The sequence below is a fragment of the Rhodoferax sp. genome (assembly GCF_044236835.1).
GTDB lineage: Bacteria > Pseudomonadota > Gammaproteobacteria > Burkholderiales > Burkholderiaceae_C > Allorhodoferax.
In genome coordinates this window covers 40,697-54,650 of record NZ_JBIIGC010000003.1, presented here as the reverse complement: position 1 = coordinate 54,650, position 13,954 = coordinate 40,697, and the positions used below count along the sequence as shown (strand labels likewise).

General features: G+C 62.8%; 12 protein-coding genes. All 12 read left to right on the top strand.

The genetic code is table 11. The features are described from left to right. Positions 1-31 precede the first annotated feature (31 nt). The gene (locus ACILRC_RS03235) at positions 32-1,114 is read left to right on the top strand and encodes a CobW family GTP-binding protein (protein ID WP_395667910.1); all 1,083 of its coding nucleotides are present in this window, start codon (positions 32-34) and stop codon (positions 1,112-1,114) included. Between the two features lie 226 nt (positions 1,115-1,340). Next, the gene (dksA, locus tag ACILRC_RS03230; RefSeq protein ID WP_395667909.1) at positions 1,341-2,582 is read left to right on the top strand and encodes an RNA polymerase-binding protein DksA; all 1,242 of its coding nucleotides are present in this window, start codon (positions 1,341-1,343) and stop codon (positions 2,580-2,582) included. Positions 2,583-2,617: 35 nt separating this feature from the next. Next, complete coding sequence (locus ACILRC_RS03225; protein ID WP_395667908.1) at positions 2,618-4,228, top strand: STAS domain-containing protein; 1,611 nt, start codon at positions 2,618-2,620, stop codon at positions 4,226-4,228. A gap of 5 nt (positions 4,229-4,233) precedes the next feature. After that, positions 4,234-4,794 carry an ATP-dependent protease subunit HslV gene (gene hslV / locus ACILRC_RS03220; RefSeq protein WP_395667907.1) on the top strand — a complete coding sequence of 187 codons (561 nt, stop codon included), beginning with the start codon at positions 4,234-4,236 and terminating at the stop codon, positions 4,792-4,794. Beyond that, entirely contained in the window at positions 4,791-6,116 is a 1,326-nt protein-coding gene (hslU, locus tag ACILRC_RS03215; RefSeq protein ID WP_395667906.1) for an ATP-dependent protease ATPase subunit HslU, read from the top strand. Before hslV ends, hslU begins: the two co-directional genes overlap by 4 nt. Before the next feature lie 262 nt (positions 6,117-6,378). Then, positions 6,379-6,807, top strand: coding sequence for a division/cell wall cluster transcriptional repressor MraZ (mraZ, locus tag ACILRC_RS03210; RefSeq protein ID WP_395667905.1), 429 nt, complete (start codon positions 6,379-6,381; stop codon positions 6,805-6,807). Positions 6,808-6,816: 9 nt separating this feature from the next. Continuing rightward, positions 6,817-7,752 carry a 16S rRNA (cytosine(1402)-N(4))-methyltransferase RsmH gene (gene rsmH, locus ACILRC_RS03205; protein ID WP_395667904.1) on the top strand — a complete coding sequence of 312 codons (936 nt, stop codon included), beginning with the start codon at positions 6,817-6,819 and terminating at the stop codon, positions 7,750-7,752. After that, entirely contained in the window at positions 7,749-8,096 is a 348-nt protein-coding gene (ftsL, locus tag ACILRC_RS03200; RefSeq protein ID WP_395667903.1) for a cell division protein FtsL, read from the top strand. Before rsmH ends, ftsL begins: the two co-directional genes overlap by 4 nt. After that, positions 8,093-9,835, top strand: a complete 1,743-nt coding sequence (locus ACILRC_RS03195; RefSeq protein ID WP_395667902.1) for a peptidoglycan D,D-transpeptidase FtsI family protein — start codon at positions 8,093-8,095, stop codon at positions 9,833-9,835. Before ftsL ends, ACILRC_RS03195 begins: the two co-directional genes overlap by 4 nt. After that, on the top strand, positions 9,835-11,346 hold the full coding sequence (locus ACILRC_RS03190) for a UDP-N-acetylmuramoyl-L-alanyl-D-glutamate--2,6-diaminopimelate ligase (protein ID WP_395667901.1): 1,512 nt from the start codon (positions 9,835-9,837) through the stop codon (positions 11,344-11,346). The genes ACILRC_RS03195 and ACILRC_RS03190 overlap by 1 nt, the downstream gene beginning before the upstream one ends. Then, positions 11,343-12,785 carry a UDP-N-acetylmuramoyl-tripeptide--D-alanyl-D-alanine ligase gene (murF, locus tag ACILRC_RS03185; RefSeq protein ID WP_395667900.1) on the top strand — a complete coding sequence of 481 codons (1,443 nt, stop codon included), beginning with the start codon at positions 11,343-11,345 and terminating at the stop codon, positions 12,783-12,785. Before ACILRC_RS03190 ends, murF begins: the two co-directional genes overlap by 4 nt. Then, on the top strand, positions 12,776-13,954 hold the full coding sequence (gene mraY, locus ACILRC_RS03180) for a phospho-N-acetylmuramoyl-pentapeptide-transferase (RefSeq protein ID WP_395667899.1): 1,179 nt from the start codon (positions 12,776-12,778) through the stop codon (positions 13,952-13,954). Before murF ends, mraY begins: the two co-directional genes overlap by 10 nt.

The window sequence follows — 13,954 nt, the reverse complement described above, 5'->3', positions numbered from 1 at the left end:
ACTCCGCAGCTTCAAATTTCTGGATGCCGCCATGTCGCTGATTCCCGCCACCATCCTGACCGGCTTCTTGGGTTCGGGCAAAACCACCCTGCTCAAGCGGGTGCTGGCCGAGGCGCACGGGCAAAAAATCGCGGTGGTAGAGAACGAGTTCGGTGAAGAAAACATCGACAGCGACATCCTGGTGAGCGACACCAACGAGCAAATCATCCAGATGAGCAACGGCTGCATCTGCTGCACCATCCGCGAAGACCTGCGCGCCACCCTGCGCGATCTGGCTGAGAAAAAACGCAAAGGCGAACTCGATTTTGAGCGCGTGGTGATTGAAACCACCGGCTTGGCCGACCCCGGCCCAGTGGCGCAAACCTTTTTCATGGACGACGAAATCGCGGAGAGCTACTTGCTGGACTCCATCCTCACCTTGGTGGACGCCAAGCATGCCGCCCAGCAACTCAACGACCGGCAAGAGGCGCGCCGCCAAGTCGGTTTTGCCGACCAGATTTTCATCAGCAAGTCCGATTTGGTCTCGGGCGATGAGCTCGCTGCGCTGATGCACCGCCTCAAGCACATGAACCCGCGCGCGCCCCAGCGTTCCGTGCATTTTGGTGAAGTGGCTTTGAGCGAGGTGTTTGACCTGCGTGGCTTCAACCTCAATGCCAAGCTCGACGTTGACCCCGATTTCCTCCAGGCCGATGACCACGATCACGACCACGACCACAGCCATGACCACGCACATGCGCACCACGACCATGCCGAGGGCGAGCACTGCGACCACCCCTCGCATGCGCATGGCGGACATGGTCACCACCACCACCACGATGACGACGTGAAGAGCTTTGTGTTTCGCTCAGAGCGTGCTTTTGACGCGGCCAAGCTGGAAGACTTCTTGGGCGCCATCGTCAACGTCTACGGCCCGCGCATGCTGCGCTACAAAGGTGTTTTGCACATGCAGGGCACCGAGCGCAAGGTGATTTTTCAGGGCGTCCACCAGCTCATGGGCAGTGACTTGGGCCCGGCGTGGGCGGCTGGCGAAACCCGCTGCAGCAAGATGGTGTTCATTGGCATCGACCTGCCCAAGGACATCTTGTTGCAAGGGCTGGAACAGGCGCTGGTGTGAGCCTAAATCTGGTGCATGATGCACCGCAACACTTTTTTGATGCCGGTAGCACCTTCCGGCCCAGCTCCACATGATTGTCTCGATTTTGCAACTGATGGGTTTTCCGATGGCCAAGCCTGTACACTCGCGCGCCGACAAAAACCCGGTTTCCCAGCCCCCACAGGCTTCCGCCAAGGCGCAGGGGACATCCAAAAAAACCCCCGTGACCCCGGCCAGGAGACCCGACGTGAAAGCCCAATCCGGTAAGAAGCCCGCCACCAAAGCGGCCCCCAGCGCCAAGAAAGTGGTCGCCAAAGCAGCCAAGGCGCCCGCCAAGCCCAGCAAACCGGTGAAACCCGCCAAGCCAGCTGTGTCGGCCAAGGGTGCCGCCAAGCCGCCGACCAAGGCGCCCGTCAAGACGGCGGGTAAGCCCCTGAACAAGGGAAGCACCAAGGCCGCCGGTAAATCTGTAACCAAACCTGCGGCAAAGCCAAGCAAGCCGCAGGCCAAGTCCACCTCCACCGTGGTCACCAAACTCGCCTCCAAATCTACCGTTGCCAAACCCGCCACCAAAGCGGCAACCAAGCCCACCAAGCCAAATCCCAGCCTAGCGGCGCAAAAGGCCGTTGGCAAGGCACCCGCCAAGCCAGCCGCCAAAGCCGTAGTCAAGCCCCCCGTGAAGGTTCCGGCGAAAGCTCCGGCGGCCACTGCGGTCAAGTCCGCAGCGACCACCCAGCCAGCGGCCTCGGTGAAAGCCAAACCTGGCACCGCGCCGGCGGCGCAGCCCGCAGCCCGGATGGCAGCAACAGTGAAACCCGTTTCCCCCATGCCCCCTACCATTACCAAGCCAGCCCCGTCTTCTGCGGTGCTTGCGCCCATCGGCCTGCAGCAAAAGCCTGGACGTCCGTCCTCGCGCTTGGCCCAACTGACCGTGCCCTCCATGGCCCAATCGGTGGCATCCACCGCGGCCAAGGCCAGCTACAGCCAGACAGTTGCCCCGACGTTGATCGTGCCCGTGGCGCCAGCCTTGATCAAGAAAGACCCCAAGCTCGCCAACCACTGGAAGACCAAGCCAGCGGTCGAGTTGACCGACGCTGAGCTGATGGCGATGCCCGATGCCGAGTACATGAACGAGGTGCAATTGACTGCGTTTCGCCACCGGTTGTCGGTGCTCAAGCGTGAAATTCTCAATAGCGCGGGCGAAACCACCGAACACTTGCGTGAGGACACCTCGGTGGTACCAGACCCGGCCGACCGTGCGACCATTGAAGAAGAACACGCCCTGGAGTTGCGTACCCGTGACCGAGAACGCAAGCTGCTGAAGAAAATTGAGCAGTCCATTGCCCGCATTGACGCGGGCGACTACGGTTATTGCGACGAGACAGGTGAACCCATCGGCGTGGGCCGATTGCTGGCGCGACCCACTGCGACGCTGTCGCTCGAGGCCCAGCAGCGCCGCGAGCTCAAGCAAAAGATGTTTGGCGACTAAGCCCGCCGTCTTTCCCCCACCTGCCTACGCAGCCCATGGCCACCAAAGACGAGCGTCCCGGCCTATTGTCGAAGGTGGCCTTGTTTGTGCGTAATCCGACCAAGGACTGGTCTGAGCTCGACGACCTGGCCAAGGCGCCTGAGCAGGAGTACGACAAACAGGCCATCAAGGCCATGATGGAGCGCAAGCGACAAAACGACTTTGTACGCAAGCGTGAGTTCGACCAGTTGCGCAAGCTGCGCAACCGCGCTCTGGACGGGGCTGTAGGCGCTGCCCTCTCCTCGTTTTTCCAAACCAGCTGGCCCAGCGACCAAGATGGGCGCGCCAACACCCTGAAGAAGATCGACGCCATCGAGGCGCAAATGGCTACGCAGTTGGGCAACAGCCCATCCGGCACCAGCGTCCAGGCGGACACAGCGGGCCAGGGTGAAGATTTCGACACAACGCAGGCCAATTTCCCCGCTGCCGGTAAAGGCGCCACTGCACTTGCGGAGGATGTGGCCACGATTCAGATGGGTCCGGGCGGCGGCACCCATGCACTGGCCTCCGAGTTTGGTGTGCCCGAACTAGGGCTGTCGACTGCCCGCGCCTTTGTGGCCATGCCTGGTGCCGTGGCCATCGACCCGGTGCTAGAGCAAGCCGCGATCCGTTTTGCCAGTGGCGACGATTGGGGTGCCGAGCAGGGTCTGTTGTCGTCCATGCGCGCGCCGGGCTGCCCGCCGGCTGCATTGCAAGTCTGGGCCGCAGCGCTGCTGGACTTGTACCGCGCCACCGGCAACCGGGCCGCTTTTGACGCCGTAGTGATGGAGTTTTGCGCCACTCCCGGAAGGGTCCAGCCCACGTGGGTCCGGCTGGCCGACTGGGGTACCACTGGTGGCGCTGCGATGGCGGCCTCGCAAGCGGTCCAAGTCCCTACATGGACTTGCCCCGAGTTGCTCAATCTGGCTGGCATGGAAGACTTGCGCGATGCCATGTCGTCCCAACCCATGCCATGGCGAATCGACTGGTCCAGCCTGACCCGAATTGCGCCCGGCGCCATGCCGCTTTTGGGAGAGCTTTTTTCGAGCCTGTGCGAGGAACCGGTGGAATTGCAGTTTGCCGGCAGCCAGAGGCTGGTGCAGGCCTTGCGGTACATGACCCCCTCGGGTGACCGCAGCGTGGATCCCGCCTGGTGGATCACACGGCTCAATGCACTGCGGTCGATGCACTTGCAAGATGACTTCGAGCTGGCAGCGCTGGACTACTGCATTACCTTTGAGCTGGTGCCGCCTGATTGGGTGGACGCCCGCTGCCAGTACCGTGAAATTGCGGCTTTGAGCCTTGCCAGTCCCGTACCGCAGGGCATGCAAATGCAGACCGTACCGGATCCGCTGCAGCCTGGCTTGCGCGGTGAGGTATTGGGCGACGCTAGCGCCGCCTTGGCCATGATGGAAATGTTGCATCAACCCGGACAAACCTTGGCAGTCGACTGCGCCGGGCTGTTGCGGGTGGACTTTGCCGCAGCCGGTAGCATCTTGAACTGGGCCAGTGGCAAGCATATGCAAGGCCTGCATGTGCAGTTCAATCAGGTGCAGCGCTTGGTTGCGGCCTTCTTTACCGTTGTCGGCATCCACGAATTCGCTACCGTGGTGCCCCGCCCAGTCTGAACATCATGGAAGCATTCCACGGAACCACCATCATCAGCGTGCGGCGCAAGACGCCCCATGGTGACCAGGTCGCCATTGGTGGTGACGGGCAAGTCACCCTGGGCAACATCATCGTCAAAGGCAGCGCACGCAAGGTACGCAAGCTCCACCACGGCAAGGTGTTGGCAGGCTTTGCGGGTGCCACCGCCGACGCCTTCACGTTGTTTGAGCGCTTTGAGGCGAAGCTGGAAAAGCACCAGGGCCACTTGGTGCGCGCCGCCATCGAGCTCACCAAAGACTGGCGCACTGACCGGGTGCTGCGTCGTTTGGAGGCCATGCTGGCTGTGGCCGATCACCAGGCCTCGCTCATCATTACCGGCAACGGCGATGTACTGGAGCCTGAAGACGGCATCGTCGCCATTGGCTCGGGTGGCGCCTACGCGCAGGCTGCTGCGGTGGCTATGCTCAAACACACCGCTTTGGGCGCGCCAGAGATTGTCAAGAACGCCCTTGAAATTGCCGGTGCGCTGTGCATCTACACCAACATGCAGCACACCATCGAAACCCTGGATCTACCCACTGCATGACGCCGCAGGACATCGTCGCAGAGCTCGACAAGCACATCGTTGGCCAGCCCCAAGCCAAGCGTGCGGTGGCCATTGCGCTGCGCAACCGCTGGCGCAGGCAGCAAGTCGACGCTGGATTGCGCGCAGAAATCACGCCCAAAAACATTCTGATGATTGGGCCTACCGGCGTGGGCAAAACCGAGATCGCACGGCGCCTAGCGCGCCTGGCTGATGCACCCTTCATCAAGGTCGAGGCTACCAAATTCACCGAGGTGGGCTACGTTGGCAAGGATGTGGATTCCATCATTCGCGACCTGGCCGATATTGCAGTCAAGCAAACCCGGGAGACGGCGAAGGCGGCGGTGCGTGCGCGTGCCCAAGACGCCGCAGAAGAGCGTATCTTGGACATACTGCTCCCACCGCCTCGCGGCGAGTTCGGCATGGTGTCGTCGGAGCCAGTCGCCGAGAGCACCGCGCGACAGACCTTCCGAAAAAAGCTGCGCGAGGGGCAGTTGGCCGAGCGTGAGATTGAAATTGATGTGGCGGCCGCAAGCCCAGCACTTGAAGTCATGGGGCCGCCCGGCATGGAGGAAATGACCGAGCAGTTGCGCGGCATCTTCGGCCAAATGGGGCAAGCTAAGCGCCAGAGCCGACGCATGAAGATCGCCGAGGCCCACAAGTTGCTGGTCGACGAAGAGGCTGCCAAACTGATCAACGAAGATGAGATCAAAGCGCAGGCCCTGCACACTCTGGAGCAAAACGGCATTGTGTTCATCGATGAGATCGACAAAGTCACCTCCCGCAGCGAAGGCAGCGGCGCTGAGGTCTCACGTCAAGGCGTGCAGCGCGACTTGTTGCCGCTTGTCGAGGGCACCAGCGTGTCCACCAAGTACGGTGTGGTGAAGACCGACCACATCCTGTTTGTGGCCTCCGGTGCCTTTCACTTGAGCAAACCCAGCGACCTGATTCCTGAACTGCAAGGCCGCTTCCCAATCCGGGTCGAGTTGCAGTCCCTGTCGGTGCAAGATTTCGAGGCCATCCTGACCCAGACCCAGGCGTCGCTCACACGCCAGTACCAGGCCCTGCTGGCAACCGAGAACGTGACCCTCGATTTCCGGGCCGATGGCGTCACCCGCTTGGCCCGCATTGCCTTTGAAGTCAACGAGCGCACCGAGAACATCGGCGCCCGGCGCCTGGCCACCGTGATGGAGCGTTTACTCGACGATGTCAGTTTCGACGCAGCCGCGTTGTCGGGCCAGACGGTGGTGATTGACGCGGCCTATGTGGACCGGCGCCTAGTCGAACTCAGTCAAAACGAAGACCTGTCGCGGTACATCCTTTGAGCCATGGTCGGGGCACGGCCCGCCCATGGGTTTCATGCATTACTTTCAAATGCACTTCTAAGTGCTTCATTTAGAACGAATTTTTCCTATCGTTCTCCCTCCAAGATCGCTTGTAAGTCCTTGATTTCATTGGAAATTTTTCTGTTGCGATGGTTCGCAGCGCCTCCAATTGCTGGTACAGTGCAAAAAAGTGCACTTAAGTGGTAAAAAATGCCACCAAGCTGCTGTCTTCCCTGCCATTGGTCAATAAAGGTGTTCCGCCGTGTTTCAAGGGGCTTCGTCTCTCAGCTTGGATGCCAAAGGCCGGCTCTCGGTGCCGACCCGGCACCGTGACGTCCTGAGTGCGACCGCCGCCGGCCAACTGACGATCACCAAACACCCCCACGGCTGCTTGATGGTGTTTCCCCGCCCCGAGTGGGAAAAGTTCCGCGACCGCATTGCCGCCCTGCCCATGTCGGCGCAGTGGTGGAAGCGCATCTTCCTGGGCAATGCGATGGACGTGGAGCTGGACGGCACGGGCCGCGTTCTGGTGTCGCCTGAGTTGCGTGCCGCCGCCGGCATCACCCGCGACACCATGCTGCTGGGCATGGGCAACCACTTCGAACTGTGGGACAAGGCCACCTACGACGCGCAAGAAGCGCAGGCCATGCAGGGCGACATGCCCGACGTCTTCAAGGACTTCTCTTTCTAGGCGCGGCGTGTGGACACACCATGGAGCCATGCCACCGTCTTACTGAACGAAGCAGTCGGTGCATTGTTCAGCGAAGGTACCCGCGACCATCCCCATGCCACCGACGGTACCTATGTGGATGCGACCTTTGGTCGGGGCGGGCATTCCCGGCTGGTGCTGTCGCGCTTGTCGGCGGCGGGGCGCTTGATTGCATTCGACCGCGACCCGATGGCGGTGGCCGAGGCGGCGTCGATTGGCGACCCCCGGTTTTCGATTCGCCACGCGGCGTTTTCAAGCGTGAGCGAACTCGCGCCCCGCAGCCTGGCCGGTTTGCTGATGGACTTGGGTGTGAGCTCGCCCCAAATCGACAACCCAGAGCGGGGTTTCAGTTTTCGCTTCGAAGGTCCGCTCGATATGCGCATGGACACCACGCGCGGACAGAGCGTTGCCCAGTGGCTGGAAACCGCGGACGCCAACCAGATTGCGGAGGTGATACGTGAATATGGTGAAGAACGGTTTGCTGGCCCCATTGCAAAGGCGATTGTTGCTCGCCGACAGGAACGGGGGCCAATTTCAACCACCACCGAGTTGGCCCAACTCGTGGCTGAGCAGGTCAAAACCCGCGAGCCGGGCCAGAACCCTGCAACGCGCACATTTCAGGCTTTTCGGATTTTCATCAACGCCGAGCTTGAAGAGCTGCAACAAGCGTTAGAGGCGAGTCTGCATGTCTTGCAACCTGGGGGGCGTCTTGCAGTGATCAGCTTTCACTCACTCGAAGACCGCATCGTCAAACAATTCATCGCCCAGCACGCGCGCGATGGGTACGACCGCCGCACCCCTTTTGCAGCGCCCAAGGTCATGAAACTGCGCGATTTGGGACGCACCAAGCCCAGCGCTGAAGAAGTCCGAAGCAACCCTCGTGCACGCAGTGCCATCTTGCGTGTGGCGCAAAGGACCGAGGCATGATGCGCGTCAACCTCGTCTTGCTGGTGGCGTTGGTGCTCAGTGCAATCTACTTGGTAGGCGTGCAGTACGACTCGCGCCGCCACTTTGTGGAGCTCGATCGGGTCAACAACGAGGCACGCCGCTTGGCCATGGAGCACGAGCGTCTGCAGGTGGAGCGGCGCGCCCAGGCCACATCGGCCCGTGTCGAGAAACTGGCCCGGGAGAAGCTGGACATGCGCCCGGCCACAGCGGCCATTAGTGCCTACGTCAACTACACCGCGCCCACCATGGGTAGCGCCACCAATGGAAACCCCGCCGCTGCCAGCGCGCAAGGGGCAGGTCGCGTTGCGGGGACCGTGCCGTGAGCCGCAGCGTGTTGTACGCGTCGAGCCCCTTGCTGGCCAGCCGCACGCCGGTATGGCGCAGCAAGTTGGTGGTGGCTGCGCTTGCGCTGGCCTTTTGTGGCCTGGCTGCGCGCGCGGGCTACATCCAGGTAGTGGCCAACGATTTCTACCAGCGCCAGGGCGAGGTGCGCTTTGCCCGCACCCTAGAGTTGCCGGCCAACCGGGGCCGCATCCTGGACCGCAACGGCTTGATCCTCGCATCGAGCGTGCCGGCGCCCAGTATTTGGGCGATCCCAGAGGATGTGGATATGGGCCCGGAGCAACGCAAAAAGCTGGCCAAGCTGCTAGACATGACTCCCGCCGAACTGGGAAAAAAGCTCGCTGACGAGGACAAGACGTTTGTCTGGATCAAGCGCCAGGTGGATGCCGATGTCGCCAAGCAAGTTGCCGAAATGAACCTCAAAGGCATTTACCAGCGCAAGGACTACAAACGCCAGTACCCCGAGGGTGAGGCCGCGGCGCATGTGGTGGGCTTCACCAACGTGGAGGACAACGGGCAGGAGGGGATTGAGCTTCTGTACAACAAATCCTTGGTGGGCAAGCCAGGCATGCGCCGTGTGATCAAGAATCGCTTGGGCCATGCAGTGGAAGATGTGGGCGAGGTGATCGCGCCGGTAGACGGCACCGACATCGCGCTCAGCATTGACAGCAAGATTCAATTCTTTGCCTACCAAAAACTGCGCGAAGCGGTGCTGGCCAACAAGGCGCAAGCTGGTAGCGTGGTGGTGCTGGATGCCACCACTGGCGAGGTTTTGGCGCTCACCAACTACCCCAGCTACCAACCCAACAAGCGCAACAACCTTAGCGGCGCGCAGCTGCGCAACCGGGCGCTAACCGATACCTTCGAGCCCGGTTCGGTGATGAAGCCGTTTACCGTCGGACTCGCCTTGGAGAAGGGCCACTACAAGCCTTCAACCATGATCGAAACTGCACCGGGCTCGATCACGATTTCTGGTGCCACCATCCGCGACTCGCATCCGCACGGCGCATTGAGCGTCGAGCAGGTGATTCAGGTCTCCAGCAATGTGGGCACGGCCAAGATCGCCATGCAGATGTCTGCGCGCGATATGTGGGAGACCTTCTCGCAAGCTGGCTTCGGTCACAAGCCGCAGGTGGAGTTTCCCGGGGTGGTATCAGGTCGCCTACGTCCCTACGGCAAATGGCGACCCATTGAGCAGGCCACCGCGTCGTATGGGTACGGACTCTCCGCGTCGCTCTTTCAAATGGCCCGTTCCTACACCGTGTTCTCCCACGACGGGCAAATCATCCCAGCCACGCTGCTCAAAACCACCCAACCTGCGGTCGGCGTAAACGTGTTTTCTGCGCAGACCGCCGCCGAGATCCGCAAGATGTTGCAGATGGCCGCAGGCCCGGGCGGCACCGCGCCCAAGGCACAGACCGTGGGCTACTCGGTGGGTGGCAAGTCCGGGACGGCGTACAAGCAGGTGGGCAAGGGCTACGGCACCGACGGCAACCGCAAGTACCGCAGTTGGTTTGTGGGCATGGCGCCGATCGATGCGCCCCGCATCATCGTCGGGGTGATGCTCGATGAGCCCAGCGCCGGCAAGTTCTACGGCGGCGAAGTCGCAGCGCCGGTGTTCAGCGAAACCGTGCAGCAAACCCTGCGCATGCTCAACGTGCAGCCCGATGTTGCGGTACGGCCGCAGATCGTGGCCAGCGTGGTGGATGAGAGCTTCTGATGGAGCAACTGCACACGCCAACGCAAGCGGCCCAGTGGCTGCGCGAGCGGGTGCGCGGCACGCTGCGCACCGACAGCCGCCAGGTGGTACCCGGTGACGGCTTTGTGGCCTGGCCCGGCGCGGCGCACGATGGCCGTGCCTTCGTGCCCAGGGCGCAGGCCGCCGGTGCAGTGGCCTGCGTGGTGGAGCACGAGGGTGCTGCGGGCTTTGGCCTCAGTGGCCCGGTAGCGACTTACCGGGAACTCAAGGCCGCCACCGGTGCGATTGCCGCCGACTACTTCGGCCAGCCCTCGCGCACGCTGCCGGTGCTTGCGGTGACCGGCACCAATGGCAAGACGTCAACCGCATGGTGGTTGGCCCATGCGCTTTCGGCATTACCCGAGCCGCTGCGGCTACCGGCGGGCCTCATCGGCACCCTGGGCGTCGGCGCAGCAGGTGCCGACTTGGTCCCCACCGGCCTGACCACCCCCGATCCGGTGCGCCTGCAGCAGGCCTTGCGCGACTTCGCAGACCAAGGACTGCGGGCCTGCGCGATCGAGGCTTCGTCGATCGGTCTGCAGGAGCACCGGCTGGCGGGCACCGATATCGCGGTGGCCATCTTCACCAACCTGACCCAGGACCATCTCGATTACCACGGCAGCATGGCAGCGTACTGGGAGTCCAAACGCCGATTGTTTTTCTGGCCTGGATTGCGCGCTGCGGTGGTCAATACCGACGACGCGCACGGTTTGGAGTTGGCGCAGACCCTGCAGGGCCAGAGGGCGCACAGCATCGATCTGTGGACCTATTCCGTGCAAGGCAGCGCCCGCCTCCAAGCGCGGCATCTGCAGCACAGTGCGCAAGGCCTTTCCTTTGAAGTGTGCGAGGGCGCGGAATCGGTGCAGCTTCGCACGCGCTTGCTGGGCAGCTACAACGTCTCCAATGTGCTGGCCGTGTTGGGTGCCATGCGCAGCCTGGGCGTGCCGCTGGCGGATGCAGCGCGCGCCTGCAATGCATTGCGTCCGGTGCCAGGCCGCATGGAGTGCGTGGACGCGCCGGGCGCCCCGGTGGTGGCGGTGGATTACGCCCACACCCCAGATGCCTTGGACCAAGCGCTGGCCGCCTTGCGTCCGCTGGCCCAGCAGCGCGGTGGCCAGCTGTGGTGCGTGTTTGGCTGCGGGGGCGACCGCGATGCCTCCAAGCGTCCGCTGATGGGCGCGATCGCGGGCAAGCGCGCCGACCGTGTGGTGGTCACCAGCGACAACCCGCGAAGCGAAAAGCCCGAGGCCATCATCGCGCAAATCTTGCGTGGACTGCCACCCTGCGCCACGGTAGAGGTGCAGCAAGACCGCGCGCGCGCTATTGCCCACACCGTCGCTGCCGCCCAGCCCCAGGATGTGGTGCTGCTTGCTGGCAAAGGCCACGAAGACAGCCAAGAAATTGCCGGCGTCAAGACCCCGTTCTCTGACCTGGCGCACGCACGCCAAGCGCTCGACTTGCGTATGCCTACGACCTGCGGGGTGGCGCCATGAGCCAGCCCATGATGCCGCTGCACCGTGCCTTGGCCTGGCTGGACCAGGCCACGTTGGTGGGCGACGGCAACACATCCGTTGTGCGGGTGCACACCGACACCCGCAGCCTGGCAAGCGGCGACCTGTTTGTGGCCCTGAAAGGCGAGCGCTTTGATGCCAACGAATTTCTCGCCGAGGCCCAGGCGCGCGGCGCCAGCGCGCTGCTGTGTCAGGCGGGCCTGCCTGCGGCGGCTTACCCCAGCGGCATCGCACGCATCGAGGTGCCGGACGCCCGGCTTGCGCTGGCCGCGCTGGCGCGTGGCTGGCGCATGCAGTTCGATGTGCCACTCATCGCGGTCACCGGCAGCAACGGCAAGACCACCGTCACCCAAATGCTGGCCAGCATTTTGCAAGCCCATGCGCCCGACGGTGCCTCGCTGGCGACCCAGGGCAACTTCAACAACGACATCGGTGTGCCGCTCACATTGCTGCGCTTGCGCCCCAACCACCGCATCGCCGTGTTGGAACTCGGCATGAACCACCCTGGCGAGATCGCCCGCCTGGCCGACTGCGCCCGGCCCACGGTGGCGCTGGTCAACAACGCGCAGCGCGAGCACCTGGAATTCATGCACACCGTCGAGGCGGTGGCCCAGGAAAACGGCAGTGTGTTCGCCGCCTTGCCCGAGGGCGGTGTGGCGGTGTTTCCGGCTGACGATACTTACAGCGCGCTGTGGCAATCCATCGCTGGCACGCGCAAGGTGGCGCGCTTTGGAGGCACGCCCGACGCCGCCGGCGGCAGCGACGCCCTGGTGTGCCGCAGCGCGGTCTGGTCGCATGGGGCTTGGCAAGTGCAGGCGCAAATCGCACAGACTACTTTGCAATTCACGCTGCACATTGCAGGCCGCCACAACGTGCAAAACGCCTTGGCGGCCGCCAGCTGCGCGCTGGCTGCAGGGGTAGGCGTGGCAGCGGTAGAGCAGGGCTTGGAGCGCTTTGTGCCGGTTAAGGGCCGCTCACGCGCGCAGGAGATAAGGCTCGCCTCCAGCGGCCACCAGCTGACCCTGGTGGACGATAGCTACAACGCCAACCCCGACTCGGTGCGCGCCGCCATCGAGGTATTGGCTGAGCTGCCCGGGCCGCGCCTGCTGGTCTTGGGCGACATGGGCGAAGTCGGTAGCGATGGCCCTGCGCTGCATGCCGAGGCTGGGCGCCATGCCAAAGCTTGCGGCATCGACCACCTGTTTGCGCTGGGCGAGTTGGCGGCGTCGGTTGCCGTTGCCTTCGACGGCGCGCAGCATTTTCAAAGCATCGATGCGCTGACAGATGCCGTGCGCACCGCCTTGCCCAGCATGGCCAGCGTGTTGGTCAAAGGCTCCAGGTCCATGCGCATGGAGCGCGTGGTGCAAACCATCACCGAGGTGGCAGACGCCCAGCCCCAGGGAGACATCGTATGTTGTTGAGTTTGGCCCAGTGGCTGCAAACCCTTTCCCCGGAGCTGGGGTACTTCCGGGTGTTCCAGTACCTGACCTTTCGGGCGGTGATGGCGGCGATGACCGCGCTGCTGATTGGTCTCTTGGCTGGCCCGGCGGTGATTCGCCGGCTGCACGCACTCAAGATCGGTCAGCCGATTCGGGGTTACGGCATGGAGTCGCACCTGAGCAAAAGCGGCACCCCCACCATGGGCGGGGTGTTGATCCTGCTCTCCATTGCCATTTCCACTTTGCTGTGGTTCGACTGGAGCAACCGCTTCGTCTGGATTGTGCTGATCGTGACCTTGGGCTTTGGCGCCATCGGCTGGGCCGACGACTGGCGCAAGGTGGTGCACAAAGACCCCGAGGGCATGCCCTCGCGCGAAAAGTACCTGTGGCAGTCGCTCATCGGGCTGCTGGCGGCACTCTACCTGGTGTTCAGCATTTCCGAGAGTTCCAACCTGCGGGTACTGGAGCTGTTCTTCAACTGGGTTCGCTCGGGCTTCGATGTCAATCTGCCACCCAAGGCCGGTCTGCTGCTGCCCTTCATCAAAGAGGTCAGCTACCCGCTGGGGGTGCTGGGCTTTGTGCTGCTGACCTACTTGGTTATCGTCGGTTCGAGCAACGCAGTCAACCTCACCGACGGACTGGACGGCCTGGCCATCATGCCGGTGGTGATGGTGGGTTCGGCCCTGGGCGTGTTTGCCTATGTGGCGGGTAGCGCGGTGTACTCCAAGTACCTCTTCTTCCCGCACATTCCGGGGGCGGGGGAGTTGCTGATTTTCTGTGCCGCCATGGCCGGCGCGGGTCTGGCTTTTTTGTGGTTCAACACCTACCCGGCGCAGGTCTTTATGGGCGATGTCGGTGCCCTGGCCCTGGGTGCTGCTTTGGGCACCATTGCCGTCATCGTGCGCCAGGAAATTGTGCTGGCCATCATGGGCGGCATCTTCGTGGTCGAGGCCCTGTCGGTCATGCTGCAGGTGAGCTATTTCAAGTACACCAAGCGCAAATACGGCGAAGGCCGGCGCCTATTGAAGATGGCGCCGCTGCACCACCACTTCGAGAAACAAGGCTGGCGCGAGACCCAGGTGGTGGTGCGCTTTTGGATCATCACCATGCTTTTGTGCCTGGTGGGTCTGTCTACCCTGAAGCTGCGTTAA

What these genes read in the sequence shown, in the direction of transcription:
- ACILRC_RS03235 (WP_395667910.1), top strand. Translation starts at nt 32, where the DNA reads ATGTCGCTGATTCCCGCCACCATCCTGACCGGCTTCTTGGGTTCGGGC.
- ACILRC_RS03225 (WP_395667908.1), top strand. Translation starts at nt 2,618, where the DNA reads ATGGCCACCAAAGACGAGCGTCCCGGCCTATTGTCGAAGGTGGCCTTG.
- hslV (WP_395667907.1), top strand. Translation starts at nt 4,234, where the DNA reads ATGGAAGCATTCCACGGAACCACCATCATCAGCGTGCGGCGCAAGACG.
- hslU (WP_395667906.1), top strand. Translation starts at nt 4,791, where the DNA reads ATGACGCCGCAGGACATCGTCGCAGAGCTCGACAAGCACATCGTTGGC.
- ftsL (WP_395667903.1), top strand. Translation starts at nt 7,749, where the DNA reads ATGATGCGCGTCAACCTCGTCTTGCTGGTGGCGTTGGTGCTCAGTGCA.
- ACILRC_RS03190 (WP_395667901.1), top strand. Translation starts at nt 9,835, where the DNA reads ATGGAGCAACTGCACACGCCAACGCAAGCGGCCCAGTGGCTGCGCGAG.
- murF (WP_395667900.1), top strand. Translation starts at nt 11,343, where the DNA reads ATGAGCCAGCCCATGATGCCGCTGCACCGTGCCTTGGCCTGGCTGGAC.
- mraY (WP_395667899.1), top strand. Translation starts at nt 12,776, where the DNA reads ATGTTGTTGAGTTTGGCCCAGTGGCTGCAAACCCTTTCCCCGGAGCTG.